A 25,806-nucleotide genomic window follows, 5' to 3' on the forward strand; every position below is an offset into this window, starting at 1 on the left:
ACCTTATCTTAGGGTTGTCACATGGATCCGACCATCGACCCCGACTCCGCAGCGGCCGCGGCCGCCGACGCCCTCGCCGCCCAGACCGCTTGCCCCCGACACGATGTGGCGGTCGTCCTCGGATCGGGGTGGGCGCCCGCGGCCCGCGCCATCGGCACGCCCTCTGCCGAGGTCAGCATGCTCGACCTCCCAGGCTTCGCGCCGCCGTCGGCGCAGGGCCACGCGGGCACCGTCGCGTCGATCGACGTCGACGGCGTCCGGGTGCTCGTCATGCTCGGTCGGGTTCACGCCTACGAAGGACACGATTTGGCGCGGGTCGTTCACCCGATCCGGACGGCCGCCGCGGCTGGCGTCCACACGGTGGTCGTGACGAATGCGGCGGGCGGCATCCGCCCCTACATGTCCGTCGGCCAGCCGGTCTTGATCGCCGACCAGATCAACTTGACCGGCCGATCGCCATTGCATGGCGCACACTTCGTGAACATGGTCGACGCCTACTCGCCCGCCCTGCGCGCCGTAGCTCGGCGCATCGACCCGACCCTCTCCGAAGGCGTCTACGCGGGGCTGCCTGGCCCCCAGTACGAGACGCCCGCCGAGATCAAGATGCTCGACGTGATGGGCGCCGACCTCGTCGGCATGTCGACAGTTCACGAGACGATCGCCGCGCGGGCAGCGGGCCTCGACGTCCTCGGCCTTTCGTTGGTGACGAATCTCGCGGCCGGCATCACCGGTGAGGCGCTCGATCACGCGGAAGTCCTCGCCGTCGGCCGCGCATCTGCCGCGCGGATGGGTGAACTCCTCGCGTCGGTGATTCGCGAGATCGGCGGCCGCAACTGATGCTCACGTTCGGCACCGCGGGCCTGCGCGGCCCCGTCGACGACGGCCCAGACGGAATGAACGTGCGAACCGTGACGCGGGCGACGGCAGGTCTGGCCGCCTGGCTGACCGCGAACGGGCACGCGGGCGGAACCGTCGTCGTCGGACGCGACGCACGGCACGGCTCCGAAGAGTTCGCTGCCGCCACACGAGAAGTATTGGCCGCGTGCGGATTCGACGTCATCGCACTCCCCGATCCGGGTCCGACACCGCTCGTCTCCTTCGCGTGCCGTGCCCTCGACGCCGTCGCCGGGGTGATGGTGACCGCATCCCACAACCCGCCCGGGGACAACGGCTACAAGGTGTATCTCGACGGTGGAGCGCAACTCGTCGAACCCGCCGACCGCGCGATAGAACAGGCCATCCGCGCCGTCAGCGCCGATGTATCGCGGATCTCTGTCGAACCCGACGCGCGGGCGCATCGGGTCCGCGACGACTACCTCGCGCGGCTCCGCGTCCGGTTCCCGGCATTCGACGGCCCAAACGTCCGCATCGCTGTGACCGCGATGCACGGCGTCGGCGGAACCCTCGTCGTCGACGCGCTGCGCGACGCCGGATTCCCCGACGTCCACCCGGTGCCCGAGCAGTTCGCCCCCGACCCGGACTTCCCGACCGTTGCATTCCCCAACCCTGAGGAGCCGGGCGCTGCCGACCTCCTGCTGGCGACCGCGGCACGCGTCGACGCCGACCTGGCTATCGCGCTCGACCCAGACGCCGACCGCTGCGCTGTCGGCGTGTCCGACGGGCGGACGTGGCGAATGCTGACCGGCGACGAGACAGGTGCGTTGCTCGGCGCGGCGATCCTCGACGAGGCGCTCGCACGCGGCGGAACACGTCCGGTCGTCGCGAGCTCCATCGTCTCCGGCACGCTGATGCACGACGACGCGCTCGCCCGCGGTGCCGACGCTCGCCGCACGCTCACCGGCTTCAAATGGCTTGTGCGGGCTGGCGAACCGCTCGTCTACGCGTACGAGGAGGCGATCGGCCACTGCGTCGACCCCGACGCGGTCCGCGACAAGGACGGGATCAGCGCGGCGCTCGCCTGTGCCCGCATCGCACAGGAGTGGGCTGGGCGCGGCGGACTCGCGGTCGCGCTCGATCGGCTCGCCGAACGACGCGGCGTGTATGTCACCGCGCAACGCTCCCTCCGCTTCGAGGACCCCGCACAGATCAACGCGTTCATGTCCCGGCTCCGCGCCGAGCCGCCGCGGGTCCTCGCGGGCTTCGACGTAGGCGCTGTCGACTACGCGACGCGCGAGGACGGGCTGCGGACCGACGGAGTGGAGTTGGTGGGGTCGCGCAACTCCACCAGCCGACTCCGCGTGTTCGTACGGCCGAGCGGCACGGAGCCGAAGGTGAAGATCTACGGCCAACTGACCCGTCCCGCCGCAGGTACTAGTGTTGGGCGCATACGCGCCGACGTGTCGGCGGAACTCGAGAGCGCGCTGGACGAGGTCGCGACTGTCGAACTCAGGGAGGACCGCAACCGATGACGTACCCGACTCCGCCCCAAGGGCCTCAGCGCTCGCCCTGGGCGTCGCCCGCCGTGATCGTCGCGATCATCGTCGGGGTGCTCGTGCTGATCGGCGGTGTCACGGGCGCCCTCGTTTACGCGAACTCGCAGTCGGACGAGACTGCGACCGCAGGATCGTCGAGCGAGTCCGCGTCGCCGAAGCCGGAGCAGTCGGGTTCGACGGTGACCGTCACCCAGCAGCCGACACAGGGGCCCACGGCGCAGGATCGGGCCCCGACCGTCGCGCCGCCGCCAACGACCTCGCATTCGTGGCCGACGGTGTCGGGGGCGGACTGGCAGGGTTTCGCCGGATCGTCTGCGCGATGCAACGCCGACGACGCCGCGGTCTTCATCGGCTACACCGATCGGTCCCAGATCGTCGTCTGCCAGGTCGGATCTCAGGTCGGCCGCAACTACTACAAGGGTTCGGCCGACGGCGGATCCATCGAGATCGACTACCCAACCCGTTCGGGCAACACCTTCACCGCAGTCAACGGCGGAACCAGCTACGAGGTCAGCACGTCGGCACTCGTCATCACCGTGCCCGGCGACAGCCCGCACGTCGAATCGATGATTCAGGCATGGGTGGACTGACGTCGCAGCGCCCACGTGACGGCCGTGGCCGCCGCCATCACCACGAACACCACCCATAGAGCGCCCAGGTGCCACCAGCTGTAGGCCCACGCACCGAGCAGTGACCCGGCGGCCAACGCCGCCCACAGACTGAGATGGCGCAGCCACAGCCATCGCGGGCCGCCGGTCAGTGCCAACCCCAGACGTTGCGCCGCCTTCACCAGGGTCCCCGTCATGTAGGTGACGCCGATCGACACCTCGCCGTCACGCAGGAACGTCGCGTTCATGACGCCCATCGCGATCGCCACACCGAGTACCGGCGGGAACGGGAGCGACGGCAGCAGGCTGAGCGCAGCGGAAATCCCGATGAGGAGTGTCGACGCTACGAGGACAGTCACGCGCCCGTCGCGATACTGCGCGAGGATCGACCCCGCCACCGCACCCCCGAAGAACAGGCCGACGAGTCCGACTGCGCGCCAAGCAACTCCCCACCCGACGTCGACCGCTTCGGCGGACATCCGCGTCGTGTTCCCACTCATGAACGACACGAAGTAGCCACCGAGATCGAGGAAGCCGATCGCATCGAGGCCGCCTGCTACGGCGGCGAGGACTACCGCGAGCGCCCACTCGCGACGACGGACGTTCTGCATCAGTCTGTTCCAGCTACCGGGGGCCGAACTGGCGGTCTCCTGCATCGCCGAGCCCGGGGACGATGAACGAGTACTCGTCGAGTCCGTCGTCGACGGCGCCGATCACCACGCGCACCTCGTGGGGGCTGTCTGCCAAAGCCGCGATGCCCTGCGGAGCACCGACGACGCACACCGCGGTCAGATCGGTCGCACCTCGCGCCGCGAGCAGGTCGAGGGTGTGAACGAGTGACCCGCCGGTCGCGAGCATCGGGTCGAGGACGTAGACGGGCTGATCCGACAAGTCGTCCGGCAGCGACGCCAGGTATTCGACGGGTAGCGCAGTCTCTTCGTCGCGGGCGACTCCGATGAAGCCGATGCGCGCGTCAGGCACCACGTCGAGGGCGGCGTCGAGCATTCCTAGCCCCGCACGCAGGACCGGCACGAACAGCGGCGGCGACGCGATCCGCGCGCCCGACGCGACGGCGACAGGCGTCTGCACGTCGAACTCTTCGACGGGCGAATCCCTCAGCGCCTCGTAGACGAGCATCGACGAGAGCCGGGCGAGCGCGCCACGGAAGCCGGAGTTGTCAGTCCGCTTGTCCCGCAGGATCGTCAACCACGCGCGGGTAGCGGGATGGTCGACGACGCGGACGTCGAGAGAGGAAGCCGTCGTCATGGGAGAAGTGTAAGACGTACACGCTCGTCACGGATTCACGTGTTGGGCCGGTAGAAGCCTTCGAACGACTGTCCCGCGTTGTTGGTGTAGAGCGGCGAGACACCGACCGGGTCGCCGCCTGTCTCAACGTACTGACCATTTCCGATGTACATCGCGACATGGCCGGACCAGACGGCGAGGTCGCCTGGCTGTAGGGCCGACTGAGCGACCGCGACGCCCGCGGTGTCCTGATCTTGCGCGAGTCGCGGCAATTCGACGCCGGCCTGCCGGTACGCCCACTGGGTGAGACCGCTGCAGTCGAAGCCGTCGGTGGTGGTCCCGCCCCACACGTACGGGGTGCCCTGCACGCTGAGGGCGGCGCGGACAGCGGTCGCCGCGCGCTCGTTCGGCGCGTGCACCGTCGACCCGTCGGGCAGAACGATCTTGGTCCCTTCCCCGCCGACATTGGTCGTCTGCGTCGAACCGGTCGTCACGTCGGCTGGTGCGTTGTGCCTGCCGAGCGCCGCGGTGTCGGCCTCTAGTTCGGTCTGCGCCTTCTGGATCACTTGAACGCCCCGCGCGATGTGGTCGAGAGCGAGCGGGATCAGTGTCGCCAGCCCGGCAGGTGTCGCGATCGCGGGCACCGCCGACGCGGCTGTCACGAACGATTCCACAAGCGCATTGAGGGCGGTGTTCGCGGTCCGCACATGTCCGGCCGCCGACTCGATGGTCGTCGCGACGTCGGTGCCCGCCCGACCGACCGCGGAGTCGACGGCGGCGAGCGTCGACGCCGTCGACGCAGCGGCCTCCCCGCCGTCGCCTTTCCACCCGGTCTTCACCGCGGCGACGGTCCGCGCGGACTCGTCGGACGCCGCGGTGAGCGTCGTTTCCGCGTTGCCGAGGGCCGTCGTCGCACCGGGCGGCAGCACGCCGGTGCCAAGCACCGACACCAGCATTTTGAGCGGCGCGATCAGCAGAGCTGCGCTCATACCGCCACCGCCTGTGCGCTCGCCTCGTCGCAGCAGCAGTACGCGCGATTCGCGTCCACGGCCTTCTTCGCCGTCGACGAGTGCGCGGTACTCAGGCCGTCGAGGGTCCGGGTGCGCTGCGCACTGACGTCGGCTAACGCCGATAGAAAGCCCGCCCCGATCAGCCCGAAGGTCGCCGCGAGTGCTCCGGTGTCGATGCGTTCGGCATTCGCCTGCGTCGACACCTGGTCGGCCGCACGCTCTTGAGTCTGCGTCGCCTGCCCGATTGATGCTGGTTCAACTGTGACTGTCTTCATACTCAGTCAGACGCGCCGGACGCAGGTTCGGTTCCATCGTCGTCGGCGTGTCGCGACCGGCCTCTGAGTCACCGGAGGTCGCGGTGCCGCGACCGCGTCCCGGGGCCACGCACGGACGCTGTCCGGCCCGTTGAGGCGGGGGCGTTGAGCACGATCGGCCGAACATGACTACGCTCTGTGATCATGGCCGGAGACATTGTCCCCATTGAACTCGGACTCACCGAAGGCAACCTGTTCACTCTGTGGGCCCCGCGATGGCGCGAGGGCGACGACGAGTGGGAGGCCTTCCTTGGGCTCGACGATGATCTGTACGTTCTCGACTCCGTCGCGGGGCTCGCTGCTTTCGTGCGCGCTGACGACGACAACGACCTCGCCGATCATCCGGCGTGGGACACGATCAAGAAGTTGCAGGCCGAGGAACTCATCCCGGACGACCGCCACTCGTACGACTTGATCGGCGTTCCCGAGCTGGCCGCCGAGGACCCGAAGCCCGAAGTGATTGCCGAACTCGAGGACGCTCTCGAGATCGTGCGGATCCTCGGCGAGGTCTGCGACCTGGAGCCGGTCGTCAAGTTCTTCACCGGCAATCCGATCCTCGGCGCGGTAGCGGTCGGCACCAACGACTTCGCCGGCCGTGACGGTATCGATCTGTGGGTCCGTATCGGCCGCATCATCGCCAAGCACTGGGACGACGTCATCGACGCGCTCGACGCCGTGGTGTCCAAGCCGAAGGTCGATGCAAGCGCCGTCGAGGAGGCCGAGGAAGAGCTGGCCGCGGCCGCATCGGCGGAGGACGAGGACGAGCCGGACGACGACATCGACGAGTTGGATGGCGCAGACGACGACTCGAACGCAGACGATGAAGGCGACGACGAAGACTCCGATGAGGACGACGCCGAGGACGCGGTCGACGAGGACGACTTCTGGGCGACCGTCGGCATCGACCCGATCCGCATCTACACCGATGCGGGCGAATTCCTGACCCTGCGCTGCTATCTCGGCGACGACCCGCTATTCCTCGGCGCCAAGGGCCAGATCTTCGGATTCGGCTCCGAGCGAGCGCTGACCCGCTTCCTGGCGGACGATTCCGAGCATGATCTCGCCGAACTGTCGACGTTCGCCGATGTGCGCAGCGCCGCCGAGACCGCCGAGATCGAGTACCAGGTGCTGCCGGAGAACGTGTACGCGCTGCAAGGCATCGACGAGGACATCCTCGACGGTCCCCGTCGCGTCGAGTCGCGCCAGATCGACCTGGCCGTCGAGTTACTCACCGATGCCGCCGACTACGCGGGCATCGACACGGTCAACGAGCAACTCGCGTCGACCACCCCGCTCGGCTGGCTCGTCGATTACGCGATCAACCCTGATCCCAAGCGCCTGGCCCCGTCCGGGCCGTACGACAACGAGGCCGAGGTCTGGAAGGCTCTCGTCCACGACTTCGAGGACCGGCTCACCAAGCGCGGATAGTTTTCACCAAGAACGTTGGCACTCGAACTGCTCTGGGAGAACGGTTCGAGTGCCAACGTTTTCTGCGCTAGTCCTCACTGCGCTAGTCCTCACTGCGCTAGTCCTCAGTGCGCTAGTCGTTCAGTGCGCTAGCCCATCAGCACCCGGAAGCCTGGTTTGATCACGCCGTCGATGAGTGCCAGCCGCTCCCCGAACGGGAGGAACGCCGATTTCATCGCGTTGACGGTGAAGCGTTCGAAGTCGGCCCACCCGTAACCGAACTGTTCGTGCAAGACCATGAACTCGCGGCTCATGGTCGTGTCGCTCATCAACCGGTTATCCGTGTTGACAGTGACGCGGAATCTCAGTCGCGCAAGCTTGTCGAACGGGTGGTCGGCCATCGAGGCGACCGCACCGGTCTGAACATTGCTGCTCGGGCACATCTCCAGAGGGATCCGCTTGTCGCGCACATAATTCGCGACACGTCCAAGGCGCGCCGAGCCGAGTCCGGCGGTCAGGTCGATGTCGTCGGTGACACGCACACCGTGGCCGAGTCGATCGGCGCCGCAGAACGCGATCGCCTCGTGGATCGACGGGAGGCCGAACGCCTCGCCCGCGTGGATGGTGAAGTGGGCGCATTCGGCCCGCAAGTAGTCGAATGCGTCGAGATGTCTGCTCGGCGGGTTACCGGCTTCGGCGCCCGCGATGTCGAATCCGACCACCCCGCGGTCCCGGAACCGGACGGCGAGTTCGGCGATCTCCCGAGACCTCGCCGCATGCCGCATCGCCGTCACCAGGCAGCCGACGACGATGCCGCGACCCGCCGCGTGGGCCGCCTCACGGCCGGCCGCGAAACCGGCGAGGACAGCCTCGACCACCTCGTCGAGCGTCAGTCCCGCCTCGAGATGCAGTTCCGGCGCGAATCTGACTTCCGCGTACACGACACCGTCTTCGGCAAGGTCAGCCACGCATTCGCGCGCCACCCGCTCCAACGCGGGCCGCGTCTGCATGACGCCGACCGTATGTGCGAACGTCTCCAGATACTTCTCCAACGAACCGCTGTCGGCGGCGGTGCGAAACCATCGCGCGAGCTCGACAGCGTCGTCGGCGGGCAGCTTATCGTAGCCGGTTTCGCGGGCCAGGTCGAGGACCGTCGCCGGGCGCAGCCCGCCGTCGAGATGATCGTGCAGAAGTACCTTGGGCGCCAGTCGGCACTGTTCAACGGTGATCATGACTCGACCGTATCCGCCCGACCATGGACCCGCTCACCGGATGGTCGACCGCACGAGGACCTCGCCCACCCGATGACACGATCCGGTCAGCCGTACGCAACCCCTCGGTCGCCGATCGTTCCCCTGCCGCCATTAGCGTCTGCGCCATGACTTCCCGACTCGCCCGTCTCTCCACCGTCGCCGTCGCCGCGGCGATCGCCGCCGGCACCGTGCTCGCCGGCCCCGTCCGTGCTGAACCCACCGCCGACGGGGCCCGGCCCGTCGCCGACAAGAGCGTCGAACTCCAATCGCACCGCGGTGGCCGCGGCGAGCACACCGAAGAGTCGCTGTACGGCTTCGCCCGCTCGCTAGAGCTGGGCGTCACCACGCTCGAACTGGACGTCGTGATGAGCAAGGACTCGGTCCCGCTGGTCTGGCACGATCCGCAGATCCAGGCCGATAAGTGCCGCGACACGCTGCCCGCGTTCGCAGGCGACCGCCAGTTCCCGTACGTCGGCAAGGACGTTCACGATCTGACCCATCGCCAGATCCAGACCCTGGTGTGCGACAAGAAGCTCGCGGACTTCCCCGCCGCAAAGCCCGTGACCGGCAACCGCATTGCGACGCTCCCCCAGGTGTTCGCGCTGGCCGCGAAGTACAAGAACAACAAAGTCCGCTTCAACATCGAGACCAAGATCGAAGCCGAAGAACGCGACCGCAGCGCGCAACCCGCTGTATTCGTCTCGTCGATCCTGCGTGAGGTCCGCAGAGCGCACCTCACCGACCGCGTGGAAATCCAGAGCTTCGACTGGCGCAGCCTGCCGCTGGTCCGCGCGCAGGAACCGCGCATCCCACTGGTCGCACTCTACGACGACACGACCTGGAAGCCGGGCTCGCGCTGGCTCGGTCCGGTCGACTACAAACGGTCCGGCGGCGACGTCGTCGCCGCGGCGAAGTCCGTCGGCTTCGACGTCCTATCGCCCGCTTTCGCGCTGTCGGACGCCACGCTCGTGGCCCGCGCCCACGCCGCTGGCCTGCGGGTGATCCCGTGGACCGTGAACGAGAAGGCCGACATGCGCAAGCAGCTGTCCTTCGGCGTCGACGGCGTCATCACCGACTATCCGACCCGGCTGCGATCGGTGTTCCGGGGCCAGGGGCTCGCGCTGCCGAAGGCGTACCGGCGGGGCTGAGCCCGATCACCCCACCCGTCCGAGTACTCGTTGGCCGGGACGGGACGGCTCCGCGACGATCTGCGCCGCTTCACCGAGCCGCTCGACGGCCCGTTCCAGACGTTCCTCGTCGTCGAAGGCCAGGGTGAACAGCGGCGTGCCGGAGCAGACCGGGTCGCCGACGCCCGCATGCCAGGTGACGCCCGCGGCGTACGAGACGGACTCGCCGGGACGTGACCGGCCCGCCCCCAACAGCCAGGCCACTTCGCCCACGGCCAGTGCGTCGAGGCCACCGAGATATCCGTCGCTGGTCGCGGTGACGATGTGTGTATGGCGCGGCTCCGGCAGTGCGGCGTCGGGGTCGCCGCCCTGCGCGTTGATCATCGCGCGCCAGACGTCCATCGCGCGACCATTGCGCAGGTTCTCGGCAGCATCGACGTCCCCGAGGCCGCCCGCGTCGAGCATCTCCCGCGCTAACGCCACCGTGAGCTCGACGACGTCCGGCGGTCCGCCGCCGGCGAGTACGTCGAGCGATTCGGCGACCTCGACGGCGTTGCCCGCGGTCCGGCCGAGCGGCGACGACATGTCAGTGAGCAGCGCCCGCGTGTCGACGCCTGCATCGGCGCCCAGCTCGACCATCGCTTCGGCGAGTTCCGCTGCGTCGGCGTAGGTCTTCATGAAGGCTCCCGATCCGACTTTCACGTCGAGGACGAGAGCTCCGGTCCCTTCGGCTATCTTCTTGCTCATGATGCTGCTGGCGATCAGCGGGATCGACGCCACCGTCCCGGTCACGTCGCGCAGCGCGTACAGCTTGCGGTCGGCCGGAGCGAGGTCGGCGGTGGCCGCGCAGACCACGGCCCCGACGTCGCGCAGTTGCGCCCGCATCTCGTCGACGGTGAGTTCTGCCCGCCATCCTGGGATGGACTCGAGCTTGTCGAGGGTTCCGCCGGTGTGACCGAGGCCCCGGCCCGACAGTTGCGGAACTGCGAGACCATACGACGCGACCAGCGGCGTCAACGGCAGCGTGATTTTGTCGCCGACACCACCCGTCGAGTGCTTGTCGACCGTCCGCAGCCCCGACAGGTCCAGTCGGACACCGGAGTCGATCATCGCGGCCGTCCAGTTCGCGATTTCCCGTCGTCCCATCCCGTTGAGCACGACCGCCATGAGCAGTGACGACATCTGTTCGGGCGCGACGTCGCCGGCCGTGAATCCGGCGATCACGTCCCGGATCTGCTCGGTGGACAGTTCCCCGCCGTCGCGTTTGGTCGCGATCACCGTTATCGGGTCCATCACGGTCTCCGCACCCGATCGAGATCGTCTGGTCCGAACGCGTCCGGAAGTAGTTCGCCGAGCGGTCGCGGCCCCTGCGCCCCGTCGACGAGCAGGCCCGGTCCACCGAACTCCAACAGCACCTGTCGGCACCGCCCGCAGGGGGTCAGCGATCGGCCGCCGCCGTCGCACACTGTGACGGCGACGAGACGTTTGTTCCGGTCGCCTTGCGAACCGTCGAGGACACCTCGGGAAACACCGACTGAGACCAATGCCACCTCGGCGCAGAGACCCAGACCATATGAGACATTTTCCACATTGGCTGCGGTAATTATTTCACCGTCCTCGGTGATAGCGGCCGCCCCGACCGGAAACCGTGAGTAGGGTGCATACGCCCTGGTCATCGCGGTTGCGGCCGCCTCCTGGAGAACTTCGAAGTCTATACGCGTCACAATTCCCTCTCGCCGAGCTGTCAAATACAAAAGGTAAGGCATACCTAAAGAAATTCGAGGACCCTGATCACATTGTTCGGGCAATTCACGATAGGCCTCAGCTTAGGTTTAAAGTCAGGTGCGATGGGTCCCGCCGCGTCGTCGCTCGAACGCCCCGAGACACCAGTAAATGACAACGACTTTGGAGGCGTAGTTTCGCGATGAGCACCCCCACCGAGGTCGCACCAGCACCGGTGCGCAAACGATCTCTCTACCGAGGTGACCCAGGAATGTGGTCGTGGGTGTTGCACCGCATCACCGGCGTCTCCATCTTCTTCTTCCTCTTCGTGCACGTCCTCGACACGGCCGTGATCTCGGTCAACGAGAACACGTACACCGAGATCATCGAGACCTATAAGACGCCGCTGATCGGCCTCATGGAGATCGGCCTGGTGTTCTGCGTCCTGTACCACGCACTGAACGGCCTGCGCGTCATCCTGGTCGACTTCTGGAGCAAGGGCGCCAAGTACCAGCGCCAGATGCTCTGGACCATCCTGACGGTCTTCGCCATCGTGTTCATCGCCGCTGCGGCCCGCCTGCTGCAGATCCTGATCACCCACGCGTTCTAGGACCGGGAGAAAACAATGACTGAAGTCAAGACACTCGGTACCGAGTACGACCGTCCGGCTAGCCTGGACAACCCCCGCAGCCCCCGTCCGCACAAGGGTGGCAACTTCGAGAAGTACGCCTGGATGTTCATGCGCTTCTCGGGCATCGCCCTGATCATCCTGACGTTCGGCCACATGTTCATCATGCTGATGGTCGACGACGGGGTGCACCGCATCGACGCGAGCTTCGTGGCTGATCGGTGGAGGCAGCCGTTCTGGCAGGTGTGGGACCTCTTCATGCTGTGGCTCGCCGAAATCCACGGCGCCAACGGTGTCCGCACAATCATCGCCGACTATTCACGCAAGGACAGCACCCGCTTCTGGCTCAACGTGCTGCTCGGCCTCTCGATGATCTTGATCCTCGTGTTGGGCACCTACGCGATCCTCACCTTCGGCCGCAGCTAAGGAGTACTGAGAAACACCATGCAGGAACATCGCTATGACGTCGTCATCGTCGGTGCCGGTGGCGCAGGCATGCGCGCGGCCATCGAGGCCGCGCCCCGCGCCCGCACCGCGGTGCTGACCAAGCTCTACCCGACCCGCAGCCACACCGGCGCGGCGCAGGGCGGCATGTGTGCCGCACTCGCCAACGTCGAAGAAGACAACTGGGAGTGGCACACCTTCGACACGGTGAAGGGCGGCGACTACATCGTCGACCAGGACGCCGCCGAGATCATGGCCAAGGAGGCCATCGACGCGGTGCTCGACCTGGAGAAGATGGGTCTCCCCTTCAACCGCACCCCTGAGGGCAAGATCGACCAGCGTCGATTCGGCGGCCACACGCGTGACCACGGTAAGGCTCCGGTCCGTCGCGCCTGTTACGCCGCCGACCGCACCGGCCACATGATCCTTCAGACCCTGTACCAGAACTGCGTCAAGCACGACGTCGAGTTCTACAACGAGTTCTACGCGCTCGACGTCAACATGACGACCGACGAGAACGGCGAGCCCGTCGCCAACGGAGTCGTCGCATACGAGCTGGCCACCGGCGAGATCCACGTCTTCCACGCGAAGTCAATCGTGTTCGCGACCGGCGGCTCGGGCCGCATGTACAAGACGACGTCCAACGCGCACACCCTCACCGGTGACGGCATGGGCATCATCTTCCGCAAGGGTCTGCCGCTCGAGGACATGGAGTTCCACCAGTTCCACCCGACTGGCCTCGCCGGTCTGGGCATCTTGATCTCCGAAGCGGTCCGAGGCGAGGGCGGCATCCTCCGCAACGCCGACGGCGAACGATTCATGGAGCGCTACGCCCCGACCATCAAGGACCTCGCGCCGCGCGACATCGTCGCCCGCTCGATGGTGCTGGAAGTACTCGAAGGTCGCGGCGCCGGCCCGAACAAGGATTACGTCTACATCGACGTGCGCCACCTCGGCGAGGATGTACTCAACGAGAAACTCCCCGACATCACCGAGTTCGCGCGAACCTACTTGGGCGTCGACCCGGTCACCGAACTCGTCCCGGTGTACCCGACCTGCCACTACGTGATGGGCGGAATCCCGACCAACGTCAACGGTCAGGTACTCAGCAACAACGAGCAGATCGTCCACGGCCTGTTCGCCGCGGGCGAGTGCGCGTGCGTCTCGGTGCACGGGGCGAACCGCCTGGGCACCAACTCGCTGCTCGACATCAACGTGTTCGGTCGCCGCGCGGGTATCGCCGCCGCCGACTACGCGAATTCCGCATCGTTCACCGAGATCGAAGAGACGCCGACCAAACTGGTCGACGAATGGCTAGCCGGGCTGCTGTCCGAGCACGGCAACGAGCGCGTCGCGGACATTCGCACCGAGCTGCAGCAGTTGATGGACAACAACGCGTCGGTGTTCCGCACCGAGGACACCTTGACCACTGCGCTCAACGGTGTCCGCGCTCTCAAGGAGCGATACAACCACGTCCGCGTCCACGACAAGGGCACGCGCTTCAACACCGACCTCCTCGAGGCCGTCGAACTCGGTTTCCTGTTGGAGATGGCCGAGGTCACCGTCGCCGGTGCGATCAATCGCAAGGAGTCGCGCGGCGGCCACGCCCGCGAGGACTTCCCGAAGCGCGACGACGAGAACTTCCTGGTGCACACCATGGCGTACAAGAAGGGTTTGGGCCTGCTCGCCGACATCGAGCTCGACTACAAGCCCGTCGTCCAGACCCGCTACGAGCCGATGGAGCGTAAGTACTGATGACTGCCACTTTGGAGAACCCAGCGACCAGCGAGCCACCGTTGCCCGACGTCCCCGCCGAGGCGACCATGGTCACGCTGAAGATCTATCGGTTCAACCCGGAGGATCCGGACGCGCAGGGCTTCGAGAGCTTTCGCGTCCCGGCGTTGCCGACCGACCGCCTGCTCAACCTGCTCCTCTACGTGAAGGGCTACCTGGACGGGTCGCTGACGTTCCGCCGCAGCTGCGCGCACGGCGTGTGCGGCTCGGATGCGATGCGTGTGAACGGCGTCAACCGGCTGGCCTGCAAGCTCCTCATGAAGGACCTGCTGCCGAAGGACTCGTCGAAGGAGATCACGATCTCCATCGAGCCGATCAAGGGCCTCCCTGTCGAGAAGGACCTGGTCGTCGACATGGAGCCGTTCTTCGACGCGTACCGTGCGATCAAGCCGTTCCTGATCACGTCGGGCAACGAGCCGACCGCCGAGCGTCTGCAGAGCCAGGCCGACCGCGCCCGCTTCGACGACACCACCAAGTGCATTCTCTGTGCCTGCTGCACGACGAGCTGCCCGGTGTTCTGGAACGAAGGCTCGTACTTCGGTCCGGCCGCGATCGTGAACGCGCACCGCTTCATCTTCGACAGCCGTGACGAGGCCGCAGCCGAGCGGCTCGACATCCTGAACGACGTCGACGGCGTGTGGCGTTGCCGCACGACCTTCAACTGCACTGACGCGTGCCCCCGCGGCATCCAGGTGACGCAGGCCATTCAGGAAGTCAAACGCGCCCTGATGTTCTCGCGCTAGTTAGTACAAAACCGCAGACCTTTCTCTGCAGCCCCGAGAGAGCCCCGACCGTTCCGGTCGGGGCTCTCTCGTCGCTCGGGTGGCGGCGGTTCGTCGCAACCACCGGCGATGGCCAGACAGCAGATGGCCCGACAGCAGAAGGAAGGTGTCGTGTCTTATGTCAATCGGCGGGTAGCGTCATACGCGATGTCCAGATCATCTGCCGGACGGCTCGCGAGCGTCCTCGCCGCACTCGTCCTCGTCGCACTCCCCGCGGTCGCCGGGGGCACGTATGCCCGCGCCGATCCGGACGCTGTATACCCGACCGAATTCGTGCCTGCCGCGCACCCGGACACCACCGGCTGCCCACACAAAGTGCACACACCGCCTGCTGTCGACACCTCAGAAGCCGTCGCACCGGGCGCGACGACGCCCACTCCCCTACCCGTCCGGACCCCGGCGGTCGGCGGCGAGAAGCTGAGCGGCTGCGGCGTCGTACACGATCCGGAGGCAGGTCCGCTGCCGACGAACCTGACGAGTGCGGGCTGGCTGATCGCCGACCTCGACAGCGGCGACGTCATCGCGGCGAAGGACCCGCACGGACGGTACCGGCCCGCGTCGACCGTTAAAGTACTGCTCGCGCTGACCGTCCTCGACTCGTTGGACCTCGACACGAAAGTGACGGGAACACTCGACGACTACGGGATGGAAGGCGACTCGTGCGGTATCGGGCCGGGCGGGACATATACCGTCCGCGACCTGTTGACCGGGCTGTTGATGGTGTCGGGCAACGACTGCGCCAATGCTCTCACCCGCGAGTTCGGCGGCTACGACGAAGTGCTGGCCGCGATGAACGCGAAGGCCGCGTCACTCGGCGCGACGGACACCCGCGCGGCGAGCCCGTCCGGCCTCGACGCGGCGGGCATGTCGACGTCCCCGTACGACGAGGCTCTCATCTTCCGTGACGCGATGGCGAACGAGACGTTCCGCCACATCGTCTCGCTGCCGACCTACCACTTCCCCGGTTTCCCGCCGCTCAAGGACGTTCCCGGCGACAAACCGCACCCCGGGTACACGATGGGCACCGGGAACGCTTTGCTCCGCGACGGGTTCCCCGGCGCACTCGGCGGCAAGACCGGCTACACCGACGATGCGTTGAAAACGTTCGTCGGCGCCGTCGAACGCGACGGTCGGACCCTGCTCATCGTCCAGATGTACGGCGTGAACCAACTCGACAACCTGTACGTCGACCAGGCGGTCCGCATGCTCGACTATGGCTTCGCCGCACCAGCCGGAACGTCCGTCGGGACACTCATCGATCCGCCCGGACCCGAGCACGCAGCAGCCCAGCGCCCCGCCGCAGACGACGATGATGCAACGCATTGGGGCAGGTGGGCCTTGGTCGCGATCGCCGCCGCCGGTGCGGTCGGGGCCATCGCAGTTCGCCGCAGCCGTACTGAAGGCTAGGGCCGACGTCAGCGTCGCCGGCGAGCCACGACTGCGGCGACCGCCGCGCCGACCCCGGCCGCGGCCGCCAGCGTCCGCGCGTTCGGCTTCTGCGGCATCTCGTACACGGGTGCCAGGTAGACGGGCCCGCGGTCGGGTTCGTCGCCGAACTCCACTTCATCGGCGATCAGGTACTGCTGATTCGCCGGGTTGGACGCGCTCCACGCCGCCGCGTACAGGACGATCCGTGAGGCCAGATACGCGAACACCATGATGCCCAGGATGGGACCGAACGCCGCGCCGGCGGGACTGCTCAGCACGGAGCTGAGGTAGACCGCACCGAGTGATTTGAGTACTTCGAAGATGACCGCGACGGCCAACGCCGACGATGCCACGACGCGGACCGGCACCCGCTGCAACGGCATCCGCGAAAGGACCACCGCGAACAGCAGCCAGGTAGCGCACACGGACACGACGATCGACGCCGCCCGTAGGAGCACCTGCCCCCAGCTCGTGTCGTCTATGCCTAGCGTCTCGATCACCCACGCGCCGACCGGGCCGGTGGTCGCGACGGTCAGACCGATCGTCACGACGAACAGCAGACCGAGGCTGACGAACATGCCGAGGTCGACGGCTTTGCCCAGCACTGCGTTGCGTTTGCGGCGGCCGCCCCACATGTCGCTGAGCGCGTTGCGAGTCAACCCCATCCACCCGAGTCCGGTGAGCGCCGCACTCGCCAGACCTACGATGCCGATGGTGCGGCGGGAGTCGATCGCCGAGTCGATGATCTCATTGAGCTGCGTCCCCAAGGAACCTGGGACGTTGCGCACCACCGCGTCCGTGATGTCGGCGATCAGTTCGGGCCGGCTCGCGAGAACGAATCCTGCGGCCGCGAACGTCACCATCAGCACCGGCACCAGGGACAGAATCCCGATGAAGCTGATGGCTGCCGCATAGACATTGCCGCGTCTGGCGTTGTAGTGGTCTTGCATGCCGAGCACCCTGCCCAGCCAGGTCCACCGTGTCTTGAGTTGTTCGAACAGCGCCGGGAGTCCGGCGAAGAAGGCTTTGATCCGGTCCACGTATTCCTCGGGTCGTCGTCTTTCGTCGCTGGTCGTCCAGCATGTTCGTCACGCGCCGACGGCAGATCAGCCCTTCGGCGGGACGAACCCTACCTTGTCGTAGACGTCGGCGAGCGTCGTTGCGGCGATCTCGCGGGCGCGGGCGGCACCGTCGGCCATGATCGTGTCCAAGTAGGCCGTGTCGGCGAGGATCTCCTCGACCTTGCCGCGCAGCGGCGACACGAAGTCGGTGAGGATCTCCGCCGTCTCGACCTTCAGATCACCGTAGCCTTTGCCCTCATACGTTTGGACGATCTCGTCGACGCCGCGACCTGTCAATGCTGCTTGGATGGTCAGGAGATTCGACACGCCGGGCTTGTTCTCGCGGTCGAACGCGATGACTCGGTCGTTGTCGGTGACGGCCGATCGGATCTTCTTGGCCGACCGTTTCGGATCGTCGAGCAGGTTGATCAGCCCCGAGTCGGTCTCGGCCGACTTGCTCATCTTCGCAGTTGGATTCTGCAAGTCGTAGATCTTCGCGAACTCTTGCACGATGTGCGGCTTGGGCACGGTGAGGGCCTTGCCGAACCGCTTGTTGAACCGTTCCGCTAGGTCGCGGGTCAGTTCGAGGTGCTGGCGCTGGTCCTCACCAACCGGCACCGCGTCCACTTGGAAGGCGAGGATGTCGGCCGCCATCAGGATCGGATAGGTGAACAGCCCGACACCTGCGGCGTCTTGCCCGGACTTGGCCGCCTTGTCTTTGAACTGAGTCATCCGGCTCGCCTCACCGAAGCCGGTAATGCAGGTGAGCACCCACGTCAGCTGCGCGATCTCGGGGACCTGCGACTGCGCGTAGATCGTCGCACGATTCGGGTCGACGCCGACCGCCAACAGCTGCGCGATGCTGCGGCGTGTTCTATCCCGCAGTTGCTGCGGCTCGAACGGCACGGTGATCGCGTGCATGTCGGGGATGAAGTAGAAGGCGTCGAAGTCTTCCTGCAGCTCCACCCACTGCTTGACCGCGCCCAGGTAGTTGCCGAGGTGGAACGAATCGCTCGTCGGCTGGATGCCGGACAGGACGCGGCGACGCGGGGCGGGCTGTGCAGGAGAGGTCATGCACAGATTGTTTCAGATCGGCTCAACCGGGTTTTCGCCCGGCGTCAAGCGAACTCGGCGGTGACGGGGGCGTGGTCGGACCAGCGGCGATCGTAGGCGTCGGGGCGGTCCACCCAGGTGCGGGTGAGTCGGTCGGCCAGTGTCGGCGTCGCCAGGTGGTAGTCGATCCGCCAGCCCGAGTCGTTGTCGAATGCCTTGCCGCGCCACGACCACCACGCGTACGGACCGTCGACGTCGCCGTGGTGGCGGCGCGCGACGTCGACCCACCCGGAACCGATGCGGGTACCTACCCATTCGCGTTCGTGCGGGAGGAAACCGGAGTTCTTGCGGTTGCCCTTCCAGTTCTTGATGTCGCGTTCGGTGTGCGCGATGTTCCAGTCGCCCGCTACGACAACCTGCCGACCGCTCGCCACTATCCCGTCGAGGTACGGCCCGAACTCATCGAGGAACCGAATCTTTTCCTCGTATTTCTCGACGTCCTTCGGGTCTTCGGTGAGCGCGGCGCCCGACGGTAGATAGAGGCTCGCCGCGGTGACCGTGGAGCCGCCGAGATCGAAGTCGGCTTCCACGTACCGGCCGAGGCTGTCGAACTCGTCGCTGCCGAAACCGATCCGGACCGCGGCCGGTTCGATGCGCGAGAGGATGCCGACACCCGAGCGTCCCTTGACGGCCGACTCGGTCATCACCAAATGCCAGCCGTCGTCCAGCGCCGGAGCGAGAGCCTTACGGGTGAGGGCTTCGGAGGCCCGGACCTCCTGTAAGAGCACCACATCCGTCGAGTGCTCGGCCAGCCACGGCAGCATGCCGTGGTTGTTCTCGTTGCGAGTCTTGACGGCGGCGCGGATCCCGTTGACGTTGACGGTGGTGATAGCGAACGAGTCGCCATAAGAATCAGACACTGAGGAACCAGACGCTGGGGAATCAGTCACGGTGACCGACCCTATCCGGTGGGTACGACAGCGCCGTCCTCGCGCCGCTTGACTAGAACGGCGACCGCGAGCACGACGGCTCCGCCGAGCGCGAGCAGTGCGCCGACGAGCGACGGCGCGCGGTAACCGTAGCCTGCCGCGATCACGACGCCGCCGACCCACGCGCCGAGCGCATTCGCGACGTTGAGCGCCGAATGGTTGAGTGCGGCGGCGATCGTCTGCGCGTCGTGCGCGACGTCCATCAGCCGGGTCTGCAGTCCGGGGATCGCCGTCGACCCCGCCGCGCCGACGAGGAAGCCGACGATGATCGCCGGCCAGCCGGTGGTGACGACGAGTGCGAACAGTGCCAATGCGAGCGCGGCACCGATCATGCCGATCGCGATGGCGCGGTCGCCGAACCGGTCGGCGAGGGCGCCGCCGATGATATTGCCGGTCACCATGCCGAGACCGAACAGGGCGAGCGCGATCGGGACGGTCCATTCCGCGAGTCCACCGAGCGAAGTCAACGCCGTGTTGAGATAGGTATAGAACGCGAAGAATCCACCGAACCCGACCATGCCGACGACTAGCGTCAACCAGATCTGTCGGCTCTTGAGTCCCGCGAGTTCGGTCCGCGGATCGGTGGTGACCATGTCGTTCAGGCTCGGCACCACCTTCCAGAGTGCGACGACGGTGACGACACCGATCACGACGACCATCGCGACGGCACTGCGCCACCCGAAGTGCTGGCCGAGCCAGGTGGCGGCCGGTACGCCGAGGACGTTGGCGACCGACAGTCCGAGCATCACCTGACCGACCGCCTGCGCGCGCCTCCCGGGCCCCGCTAGGTGCGCCGCGACCAGTGCCGCGACGCCGAAGTACGCGCCGTGCGGGAGCCCGGCGATCACTCGCGCGACCATCAACATCCCGTACGACTGCGCCACGAGGCTCAGCGCGTTGCCGAGGGTGAACGCCACCATCAACGAGAGGAGCAGCGTCCGCCGGGACATGCGCGCCGCAGCGACTGCGATCACGGGGGCACCGATGACGACGCCGATCGCATAGGCGGAGATCAAGTGCCCGGCCGTCGGTTCGTCGATCCCGAGGTCGGCCGCGATGTTCGGCAGCAGCCCCATGGCGACGAACTCTGTGGTGCCGATACCGAAGCCGCCGAGCGCGAGGGCGATGATGACGGTCGCGAGGTGTGCCGGAGGTTTGGCCGGTTCGACGGTTCGGTTCGACCCGGCGTCGGTCGTTTCGAGGCTCACAGATGATTCACGCACAGTGCCATAACGTGTGGGCTCGAACCGTCCATCCCGCCATTGTCGGTGATGTCCGTCACCGGTCGTCCGCGATGCGTTCCGAGGCGCAATTTATGTGAGTTACGACACTTCACGAATCCTCACCGGAACCACGGCCCACCTGTGAGGACGCACGTTTCTCGCGTTGTCCCCCAACCGGATGAATTGGCTTGTCCGTCACAGGTTCGGTACAAGGACGAATGCCCATGTCACCAGCGTGACACCAACCGAGAGAAGGGAATCTGTTGCCGACGGCCCGCAGCGTCACCGGCCTCCCAGTCATGTCGTGCACTCCCCCGTCCACGGGAGCCACCGCACCGCACTCCGCGGAGCCGCCGGACGTCTGACGTGGGACGAATCCCGACCGACCGCCTGGTCGCGACGCGTCAGCGTCGCCCGACGTGAAAGTGATTCACCCATGACCGACATGACAACCCTGTCCGGCCCGATCGTCATCCTTCTCTACGTAGCGTTCTTCGGGACGAGCCTCTACATCGCGCTACGGATCAGCAGACGCAAGGAGAACGCCGACGGCTACATGACCGGCGGCGGCAAGATCGGCTTCGGCATCTCCGCCGCATCAATGACCGCCACCTGGATCTGGGCATCATCGATGTACGCCTCGGCGACGTCCGGCTACACCTACGGCATCTCCGGCCCCATCCATTACGGATTATGGGGCGCGCTGATGATCCTCCTCATCTACCCGTTCGGGCGCCGCATCCGTCAGGTCGCACCGAACGCGCACACCATCGCCGAAGTGATGTTCGCTCGGCACGGCCGATCGAGCCAGCTTCTACTCGCCGGATCGAACATCCTCGGCAGTCTGATCAGCTTGACGTCCAACCTGATCGCGGGCGGCGCCCTCGTCGCCATGCTCTCGCCGTTCTCGTTCACCCAGGGCATCATCGCGATCGGCGGCGGAGTCCTGCTGTACACGCTCTGGTCCGGCTTCCGCGCCTCGGTACTCACCGACTTCGTTCAGGTCGTATTCATGCTCGGCGCGGTCATCATCATCATTCCGGTGGTGTTCTTCGCCGCGGGTGGCCCAGACCTGTTCACCACCGGCGCCGTGAACCTCACCGATTCGCAGGGCAACTTCTTCTCGTCGGACGCCTTCTACAACCAGGGCGCGCCCTACATCGCGGCCGTCCTCGCGTACGCGATCGGCAATCAGACCATCGCGCAGCGGCTGTTCGCCGTCCGCGAGGACCTGATCAAAAAGACGTTCGTCACGGCGACATTCGGTTACGGATCGGCGATCATCGGCATCGGCATGCTCGGCGTGCTCGCCCTCTACGCGGGTGTCGAGCCGATGGACGGCGACGTGAACAATCTGATCCCGCAAATGGCCGCAACCTACCTGCCGGCCGTGCTGCTGTGCCTGTTCTTCATCATGATCATCGGCTCGCTCGCATCGACGGCAGATGCCGACATGACCGCGCTCGCGTCGATCGTGATGGCCGACATCTACGGGCAGAACATCGCGGGCAAGAAGCGGGCGAACCCGGCGACGATGGTTCTCATCGGCCGCATCACGATGATCGTCGCGACCAGCGCCGCCCTCGTGTTCGCCGGCGCAAACCTGAACATCCTCGATCTACTCGTGTTCGTCGGTGCACTGTGGGGAGCCCTCGTGTTCCCGGTGATCGCCTCCTTCTACTGGAACCGCGTCACGAACATGTCGTTCAGTGTCGCGGTGGTGGTCGCCCTCGCCTTCTTCCTCCCGGTCCGGTTCTCGTGGATCTCGATGGACGGCGGCATCGGTGTCTTCTTCGACGTCCTGTCCACGATCGGCATCGGCGTGGTGCTCGGACTCATGACGTTCGGCTTCTTCGGAAAGAAGCCCGCACTCGTCATCGGAGCCGTCTCGACCGTCGTCGCGGCACCATTCGCGATCGGGTTCCTCCACCAGTACGCGATCCTGTCCGGATCACTGGTGGCGTACGCGGTCAGCACCTTGGTGTGTGTCGGCCTGACCATGCTCAACACTGGTCCGCGCTTCGACTTCGCCACCATCGCCGTACGCACCGGCAACTTCGATGAACGTGAAGCCGAACCCGACCTTGACGCCGAACTACACGACCTCGAAGCGGAGACCCCGCCTGTGACCACCACCCGAGAGGACGAACGCAAATGACCGGATTCTGGATGACCCTCTACGTGCTGGTGTGGCCGCTCATCACGTTGAGCACCCTGACCGTGATCGTGCGGGCCTTCGTCAAGGAGTGGCGTCAGGCGCGCAGGGAGGGGCGCCCCATCATCTGACGAACGCGCGGGCTCCGGCGACGAGTGTTCACCGTGTCGGGTTCAGGGCGGCGGCGAGGAGCTTCCTGCTGTCGACCATCGGCACAGTGATCTCGCCGCCGAGCAGACGGGTGTCCGGGATCAGTGCGTCGTCGACAGCCGGCGCGTCGGTCATGCCGATCCCGAGATCGACGCCCACCGTCAGGCTGTTGTCGGTACCCCACGTCCGCTGCACGTCGACGTCGACGACACCGGCGACGACGACGCTCGCGCCGATCGACAGATTTCCGGACGACGAATCGGGTTGCCCGCCGACGATCGGCCGAAGCGAGCCGACGGTGACGCCGGGCGCGAGGTCCAACGCGACCCGATCGTCGACGGCGGCAGCCGCAACGTCGAGCGGAGTCGCGTCGCCGCCTGCGCGCTGCCTTGCGTCGTCGGCGACGATCGACGTCCCCGACGGCTGTGCCACGACACAGTCGTCGGTGGTCCCCTGCGTATGGCATGTCGCGGAATCCCACGCGTCTGGCGCGGTCCGCATCCGCGACGGGTAGTAGCCGTGCTTGACGAAGTAGCCGATCAGCGAGTCGACGGCACCGATCGGATCGTAGAGCGGGTCGGGAACATCGCAGACGCCGTCGCCCTCCACGCAGACCTCGAGCACCGGGATGGTGCCGAAGCCGCCGTCGCGGGGACCCGACATGGTGGTGCCGGGGAGCACCCCGATCAACGAGTTCTCGACTCCGGACCGGCCGTCGCGCCCGTCGCGGCGCGGGTCGGAGTGCAACTCGCCGGACAGCCCTTCGCGCCGAACCCCACCTGAGTGACGCCCGTTGGCGACGTCGGAGAGGACATCGCCCGCAACTCGTGCGCCCTGCGAATATCCGGCGACGACGACAGGCTTGCCCGGGCAACGCTGTTGATAGTCGACGATCGCCCGCTCAGTTGCGGCTTTGCCGAGCGCCACGTCGTCGTCGTAACTGATGGGGCCGAGCGGCCACAACGACGTCGGATAGTCGACGTAGGTCACCGCATAGCCCTTGTCGGCGTACCGCGAGCCGATGCCGGTCACGCCGCCGGTCGGTACGCCCGCAGAGTTACGTGGAGCGAGGGTGCCTGCGACGACGACGGCGCCGCCGGTGCCGCAGGAGTCCGCGGCTGCTGTCCCCGCGCCCACCGGATAGGCGAGCGATGCGCCTGCGAAGACCGCGAGCGCAAGGACGATCAATGGGAGGGTCTGAGTCTTGGTCACCGACCAAATATTCAAGTCGGACACCATCAACAAGTACGACGTACGTCACATACCAAATGCTGTTCACCTAATAGACACATCACGCCACGGAACTGCAACGATCCTGTTCCTTGCCGTTACCTAAGAACTACGATATAAGGTTAGCCTCACTTAATCTTTTGCTTATTCTCGCGCCCATCGCCCCTCCCCCGACACGCCACAACGACCCGACCGCAGACCCTCTAACACGCGACACCGCCGCAGCGAAAGGGTTTAAGTTCCGGATGCTCTGGGCGTTCCCGCGGGACCGCACCAGTGCGATATTGTTCTCGACAGGTCATGAGCGTCAGCGAAGAGCCCCGGCTTGCTGACCGGCAACCCTCCACCGCGGTGGGGTGCTCCGGGTGATGACCTGGCGGAACGGGGCGCAGCCTCGTCACCGCAAGCGCGGGTCCGAAGGTCGGACCCTACACAAGCGGGCTTCGGCCCCGCCGACCACAGAAAGAGTGATGACGTCTATGTCTGACGCCGCGAACTGGAGCTTCGAGACCGCCCAGGTTCACGCCGGGCAGGTGGCCGACCCGACCACCAACGCTCGTGCCCTGCCGATCTACCAGACCACGTCATACGTGTTCGACAACACCGAGCACGCCGCGAATCTGTTCGCACTCGCCGAGCCCGGCAACATCTACACGCGCATCATGAACCCGACGCAAGACGCCGTTGAGCAGCGGGTGGCCGCCCTCGAGGGCGGCGTCGCCGCACTGCTCGTGGCGTCCGGGATGGCCGCGACCACCTATGCGATCCAGAACATCGTCGAGAACGGCGGACACGTCGTGTCCAGCCCGCGCATCTACGGCGGAACGTTCAACCTGTTCCACTACACACTGCCGAAGTTCGGCATCGAGGTGTCGTTCGTGGACGATCCCGACGATCTCGAGTCGTGGAAGGCCGCGATCAAGCCGAACACACGCGCGGTGTTCGCCGAGACCATTTCGAACCCGCACAACCAGATCCTCGATATCGCAGGCGTCGCGAAGGTCGCCCACGATGCTGGTGTCCCGCTGGTCGTCGACAACACCGTCGCCACCCCGTACCTGCTGAATCCGCTCAAGCACGGCGCCGACGTCGTCGTCCACTCGGCCACTAAATACCTTGGCGGACACGGCAACTCGATCGGCGGCGTCCTGGTCGACGGCGGCACGTTCGACTGGCGTGTGCAGCGCGACGGCCAGGATCTGTTCCCCGGCTTCACCACGCCGGACCCGAGCTACAACGGTGCGGTCTTCGCCGACCTGGGCGCGCCAGCGTACGCATTGAAGGCTCGCACTCAGCTGTTGCGTGACACCGGCGCGGCGATCTCCCCGTTCAACGCATTCCTGCTGGCGCAGGGCATCGAGACGTTGAGCCTGCGCGTGGAGCGTCACGTCGCCAACGCACAGAAGGTCGCCGCGTTCCTCGAGGGACACGACCAGGTCACCTCGGTCTCGTACGCCGGACTCCCGTCGTCGCCGTACTACCAGCGCGGCCAGGATCTCCTACCCAAGGGCCAGGGCGCGATCATCGCCTTCGAGATCGAAGGCGGAGTCGAAGCAGGCAAGAAGTTCGTCAACTCGCTGACCTTGCACAGCCATGTCGCGAACATCGGCGACGTCCGCTCGCTGGTCATCCACCCGGCGTCTACGACGCACAGCCAGCTCTCCGAGGACGAGCTGCTCGCCGCTGGCGTCACCCCGGGCCTGGTCCGTCTGGCAGTCGGCATCGAAGGTATCGACGACATCCTCGCCGACCTGAGCGAAGGTTTCAAGGCCGCCAAGTGACACGTGTAT

The 25,806-nt window shown here is 66.4% G+C and carries 25 protein-coding genes and 1 riboswitch; of the genes, 13 read left to right on the plus strand and 12 right to left on the minus strand.

All coding sequences use genetic code 11. The annotated features are described in order from the left end of the window. Positions 1-21: 21 nt before the first annotated feature. Genes MP11Mi_RS01385 through MP11Mi_RS01395 form a run of 3 tightly spaced genes read left to right on the plus strand, consistent with a single transcriptional unit; the run spans position 22 to position 2,983 of the window. A complete protein-coding gene (locus tag MP11Mi_RS01385) occupies positions 22-837 on the plus strand; it encodes a purine-nucleoside phosphorylase (RefSeq protein WP_420040540.1) in 816 nt (271 codons plus the stop codon). Continuing rightward, complete coding sequence (locus MP11Mi_RS01390) at positions 837-2,369, plus strand: phospho-sugar mutase (protein WP_420040541.1); 1,533 nt, start codon at positions 837-839, stop codon at positions 2,367-2,369. The genes MP11Mi_RS01385 and MP11Mi_RS01390 overlap by 1 nt, the downstream gene beginning before the upstream one ends. Continuing rightward, positions 2,366-2,983 carry a hypothetical protein gene (locus tag MP11Mi_RS01395; RefSeq protein ID WP_420040542.1) on the plus strand — a complete coding sequence of 206 codons (618 nt, stop codon included), beginning with the start codon at positions 2,366-2,368 and terminating at the stop codon, positions 2,981-2,983. The genes MP11Mi_RS01390 and MP11Mi_RS01395 overlap by 4 nt, the downstream gene beginning before the upstream one ends. Here the strand turns inward: MP11Mi_RS01395 and MP11Mi_RS01400 are convergent. Genes MP11Mi_RS01400 through MP11Mi_RS01415 form a run of 4 tightly spaced genes read right to left on the minus strand, consistent with a single transcriptional unit; the run spans position 2,965 to position 5,531 of the window. Then, positions 2,965-3,612, minus strand: coding sequence for a YoaK family protein (locus tag MP11Mi_RS01400; RefSeq protein ID WP_420040543.1), 648 nt, complete (start codon positions 3,610-3,612; stop codon positions 2,965-2,967). The genes MP11Mi_RS01395 and MP11Mi_RS01400 overlap by 19 nt on opposite strands. 13 nt (positions 3,613-3,625) lie before the next feature. Next, on the minus strand, positions 3,626-4,267 hold the full coding sequence (gene upp / locus MP11Mi_RS01405) for a uracil phosphoribosyltransferase (RefSeq protein ID WP_420040544.1): 642 nt from the start codon (positions 4,265-4,267) through the stop codon (positions 3,626-3,628). A gap of 35 nt (positions 4,268-4,302) precedes the next feature. Continuing rightward, positions 4,303-5,235, minus strand: a complete 933-nt coding sequence (locus MP11Mi_RS01410) for a C40 family peptidase (protein ID WP_420040545.1) — start codon at positions 5,233-5,235, stop codon at positions 4,303-4,305. Beyond that, positions 5,232-5,531, minus strand: coding sequence for a type VII secretion target (locus tag MP11Mi_RS01415; protein ID WP_420040546.1), 300 nt, complete (start codon positions 5,529-5,531; stop codon positions 5,232-5,234). Before MP11Mi_RS01415 ends, MP11Mi_RS01410 begins: the two co-directional genes overlap by 4 nt. A gap of 183 nt (positions 5,532-5,714) precedes the next feature. Between MP11Mi_RS01415 and MP11Mi_RS01420 the strand changes: the two genes are divergently transcribed. After that, positions 5,715-6,998, plus strand: coding sequence for a primosomal protein (locus tag MP11Mi_RS01420; protein WP_420040547.1), 1,284 nt, complete (start codon positions 5,715-5,717; stop codon positions 6,996-6,998). Between the two features lie 128 nt (positions 6,999-7,126). Here MP11Mi_RS01420 and MP11Mi_RS01425 read toward each other — a convergent pair whose 3' ends face one another. Next, positions 7,127-8,209, minus strand: a complete 1,083-nt coding sequence (locus tag MP11Mi_RS01425; RefSeq protein ID WP_420040548.1) for an adenosine deaminase — start codon at positions 8,207-8,209, stop codon at positions 7,127-7,129. A gap of 146 nt (positions 8,210-8,355) precedes the next feature. On the opposite strand from MP11Mi_RS01425, the gene MP11Mi_RS01430 reads away from it, so the two are divergent. Next, entirely contained in the window at positions 8,356-9,378 is a 1,023-nt protein-coding gene (locus MP11Mi_RS01430) for a glycerophosphodiester phosphodiesterase (protein WP_420040549.1), read from the plus strand. Positions 9,379-9,384: 6 nt separating this feature from the next. Here MP11Mi_RS01430 and MP11Mi_RS01435 read toward each other — a convergent pair whose 3' ends face one another. Both MP11Mi_RS01435 and MP11Mi_RS01440 read right to left on the minus strand, forming a co-directional pair. Next, positions 9,385-10,650 carry a thymidine phosphorylase gene (locus MP11Mi_RS01435; protein ID WP_420040550.1) on the minus strand — a complete coding sequence of 422 codons (1,266 nt, stop codon included), beginning with the start codon at positions 10,648-10,650 and terminating at the stop codon, positions 9,385-9,387. Further along, positions 10,650-11,084 carry a cytidine deaminase gene (locus tag MP11Mi_RS01440; protein WP_420041977.1) on the minus strand — a complete coding sequence of 145 codons (435 nt, stop codon included), beginning with the start codon at positions 11,082-11,084 and terminating at the stop codon, positions 10,650-10,652. The genes MP11Mi_RS01435 and MP11Mi_RS01440 overlap by 1 nt, the downstream gene beginning before the upstream one ends. Before the next feature lie 197 nt (positions 11,085-11,281). On the opposite strand from MP11Mi_RS01440, the gene sdhC reads away from it, so the two are divergent. The 5 genes from sdhC to MP11Mi_RS01465 all read left to right on the plus strand — a co-directional run bounded on the left by sdhC (position 11,282) and on the right by MP11Mi_RS01465 (position 16,134). Continuing rightward, the gene (gene sdhC, locus MP11Mi_RS01445; RefSeq protein WP_420040551.1) at positions 11,282-11,689 is read left to right on the plus strand and encodes a succinate dehydrogenase, cytochrome b556 subunit; all 408 of its coding nucleotides are present in this window, start codon (positions 11,282-11,284) and stop codon (positions 11,687-11,689) included. A 15-nt stretch (positions 11,690-11,704) separates the two neighbouring features. After that, positions 11,705-12,133 (plus strand): succinate dehydrogenase hydrophobic membrane anchor subunit, encoded by a 429-nt coding sequence (locus MP11Mi_RS01450; protein ID WP_420040552.1) that lies wholly within the window; start codon positions 11,705-11,707, stop codon positions 12,131-12,133. A gap of 18 nt (positions 12,134-12,151) precedes the next feature. Further along, complete coding sequence (gene sdhA / locus MP11Mi_RS01455) at positions 12,152-13,906, plus strand: succinate dehydrogenase flavoprotein subunit (protein ID WP_420040553.1); 1,755 nt, start codon at positions 12,152-12,154, stop codon at positions 13,904-13,906. Beyond that, positions 13,906-14,688, plus strand: coding sequence for a succinate dehydrogenase iron-sulfur subunit (locus MP11Mi_RS01460; RefSeq protein ID WP_236999538.1), 783 nt, complete (start codon positions 13,906-13,908; stop codon positions 14,686-14,688). Before sdhA ends, MP11Mi_RS01460 begins: the two co-directional genes overlap by 1 nt. A 186-nt stretch (positions 14,689-14,874) precedes the next feature. Next, positions 14,875-16,134: a D-alanyl-D-alanine carboxypeptidase family protein gene (locus MP11Mi_RS01465; protein ID WP_420040554.1), complete on the plus strand. Its 1,260-nt coding sequence runs from the start codon at positions 14,875-14,877 to the stop codon at positions 16,132-16,134. A gap of 8 nt (positions 16,135-16,142) precedes the next feature. On the opposite strand, the gene MP11Mi_RS01470 is transcribed toward MP11Mi_RS01465, so the two are convergent. The 4 genes from MP11Mi_RS01470 to MP11Mi_RS01485 all read right to left on the minus strand — a co-directional run bounded on the left by MP11Mi_RS01470 (position 16,143) and on the right by MP11Mi_RS01485 (position 20,466). Continuing rightward, positions 16,143-17,195, minus strand: a complete 1,053-nt coding sequence (locus tag MP11Mi_RS01470) for a YhjD/YihY/BrkB family envelope integrity protein (protein ID WP_420040555.1) — start codon at positions 17,193-17,195, stop codon at positions 16,143-16,145. 66 nt (positions 17,196-17,261) lie between these two features. Further along, positions 17,262-18,290, minus strand: coding sequence for a tryptophan--tRNA ligase (gene trpS / locus MP11Mi_RS01475; RefSeq protein ID WP_420040556.1), 1,029 nt, complete (start codon positions 18,288-18,290; stop codon positions 17,262-17,264). Positions 18,291-18,334: 44 nt separating this feature from the next. After that, positions 18,335-19,189, minus strand: a complete 855-nt coding sequence (locus tag MP11Mi_RS01480) for an exodeoxyribonuclease III (RefSeq protein ID WP_420040557.1) — start codon at positions 19,187-19,189, stop codon at positions 18,335-18,337. Positions 19,190-19,230: 41 nt separating this feature from the next. After that, positions 19,231-20,466, minus strand: coding sequence for an MFS transporter (locus MP11Mi_RS01485; protein WP_420712826.1), 1,236 nt, complete (start codon positions 20,464-20,466; stop codon positions 19,231-19,233). 451 nt (positions 20,467-20,917) lie between these two features. Between MP11Mi_RS01485 and MP11Mi_RS01490 the strand changes: the two genes are divergently transcribed. Next, positions 20,918-22,639 (plus strand): sodium:solute symporter family protein, encoded by a 1,722-nt coding sequence (locus MP11Mi_RS01490; protein WP_420040558.1) that lies wholly within the window; start codon positions 20,918-20,920, stop codon positions 22,637-22,639. Then, entirely contained in the window at positions 22,636-22,767 is a 132-nt protein-coding gene (locus tag MP11Mi_RS01495) for a putative transporter small subunit (protein WP_420040559.1), read from the plus strand. The genes MP11Mi_RS01490 and MP11Mi_RS01495 overlap by 4 nt, the downstream gene beginning before the upstream one ends. A gap of 28 nt (positions 22,768-22,795) precedes the next feature. Here the strand turns inward: MP11Mi_RS01495 and MP11Mi_RS01500 are convergent, their stop codons facing one another. Then, the gene (locus MP11Mi_RS01500) at positions 22,796-23,998 is read right to left on the minus strand and encodes a PE-PPE domain-containing protein (protein ID WP_420040560.1); all 1,203 of its coding nucleotides are present in this window, start codon (positions 23,996-23,998) and stop codon (positions 22,796-22,798) included. A 314-nt stretch (positions 23,999-24,312) separates the two neighbouring features. Continuing rightward, a riboswitch (SAM riboswitch) is annotated at positions 24,313-24,431 on the plus strand. 55 nt (positions 24,432-24,486) lie between these two features. Between MP11Mi_RS01500 and MP11Mi_RS01505 the strand changes: the two genes are divergently transcribed. Beyond that, the gene (locus tag MP11Mi_RS01505) at positions 24,487-25,797 is read left to right on the plus strand and encodes a bifunctional o-acetylhomoserine/o-acetylserine sulfhydrylase (RefSeq protein ID WP_420040561.1); all 1,311 of its coding nucleotides are present in this window, start codon (positions 24,487-24,489) and stop codon (positions 25,795-25,797) included. Positions 25,798-25,806: the final 9 nt, after the last annotated feature.

This window comes from Gordonia abscondita, from assembly GCF_032711245.1.
In the GTDB taxonomy this organism is placed as follows: domain Bacteria; phylum Actinomycetota; class Actinomycetes; order Mycobacteriales; family Mycobacteriaceae; genus Gordonia.

Bases quoted from the DNA above. Each gene is read 5' to 3' on its own strand.
- MP11Mi_RS01385 (WP_420040540.1), top strand. From the start codon at position 22: ATGGATCCGACCATCGACCCCGACTCCGCAGCGGCCGCGGCCGCCGAC.
- MP11Mi_RS01390 (WP_420040541.1), top strand. From the start codon at position 837: ATGCTCACGTTCGGCACCGCGGGCCTGCGCGGCCCCGTCGACGACGGC.
- MP11Mi_RS01395 (WP_420040542.1), top strand. From the start codon at position 2,366: ATGACGTACCCGACTCCGCCCCAAGGGCCTCAGCGCTCGCCCTGGGCG.
- MP11Mi_RS01400 (WP_420040543.1), bottom strand. From the start codon at position 3,612: ATGCAGAACGTCCGTCGTCGCGAGTGGGCGCTCGCGGTAGTCCTCGCC.
- upp (WP_420040544.1), bottom strand. From the start codon at position 4,267: ATGACGACGGCTTCCTCTCTCGACGTCCGCGTCGTCGACCATCCCGCT.
- MP11Mi_RS01410 (WP_420040545.1), bottom strand. From the start codon at position 5,235: ATGAGCGCAGCTCTGCTGATCGCGCCGCTCAAAATGCTGGTGTCGGTG.
- MP11Mi_RS01415 (WP_420040546.1), bottom strand. From the start codon at position 5,531: ATGAAGACAGTCACAGTTGAACCAGCATCAATCGGGCAGGCGACGCAG.
- MP11Mi_RS01420 (WP_420040547.1), top strand. From the start codon at position 5,715: ATGGCCGGAGACATTGTCCCCATTGAACTCGGACTCACCGAAGGCAAC.
- MP11Mi_RS01425 (WP_420040548.1), bottom strand. From the start codon at position 8,209: ATGATCACCGTTGAACAGTGCCGACTGGCGCCCAAGGTACTTCTGCAC.
- MP11Mi_RS01430 (WP_420040549.1), top strand. From the start codon at position 8,356: ATGACTTCCCGACTCGCCCGTCTCTCCACCGTCGCCGTCGCCGCGGCG.
- MP11Mi_RS01435 (WP_420040550.1), bottom strand. From the start codon at position 10,650: ATGGACCCGATAACGGTGATCGCGACCAAACGCGACGGCGGGGAACTG.
- sdhC (WP_420040551.1), top strand. From the start codon at position 11,282: ATGAGCACCCCCACCGAGGTCGCACCAGCACCGGTGCGCAAACGATCT.
- MP11Mi_RS01450 (WP_420040552.1), top strand. From the start codon at position 11,705: ATGACTGAAGTCAAGACACTCGGTACCGAGTACGACCGTCCGGCTAGC.
- sdhA (WP_420040553.1), top strand. From the start codon at position 12,152: ATGCAGGAACATCGCTATGACGTCGTCATCGTCGGTGCCGGTGGCGCA.
- MP11Mi_RS01460 (WP_236999538.1), top strand. From the start codon at position 13,906: ATGACTGCCACTTTGGAGAACCCAGCGACCAGCGAGCCACCGTTGCCC.
- MP11Mi_RS01465 (WP_420040554.1), top strand. From the start codon at position 14,875: ATGTCCAGATCATCTGCCGGACGGCTCGCGAGCGTCCTCGCCGCACTC.
- trpS (WP_420040556.1), bottom strand. From the start codon at position 18,290: ATGACCTCTCCTGCACAGCCCGCCCCGCGTCGCCGCGTCCTGTCCGGC.
- MP11Mi_RS01490 (WP_420040558.1), top strand. From the start codon at position 20,918: ATGACCGACATGACAACCCTGTCCGGCCCGATCGTCATCCTTCTCTAC.
- MP11Mi_RS01495 (WP_420040559.1), top strand. From the start codon at position 22,636: ATGACCGGATTCTGGATGACCCTCTACGTGCTGGTGTGGCCGCTCATC.
- MP11Mi_RS01505 (WP_420040561.1), top strand. From the start codon at position 24,487: ATGACGTCTATGTCTGACGCCGCGAACTGGAGCTTCGAGACCGCCCAG.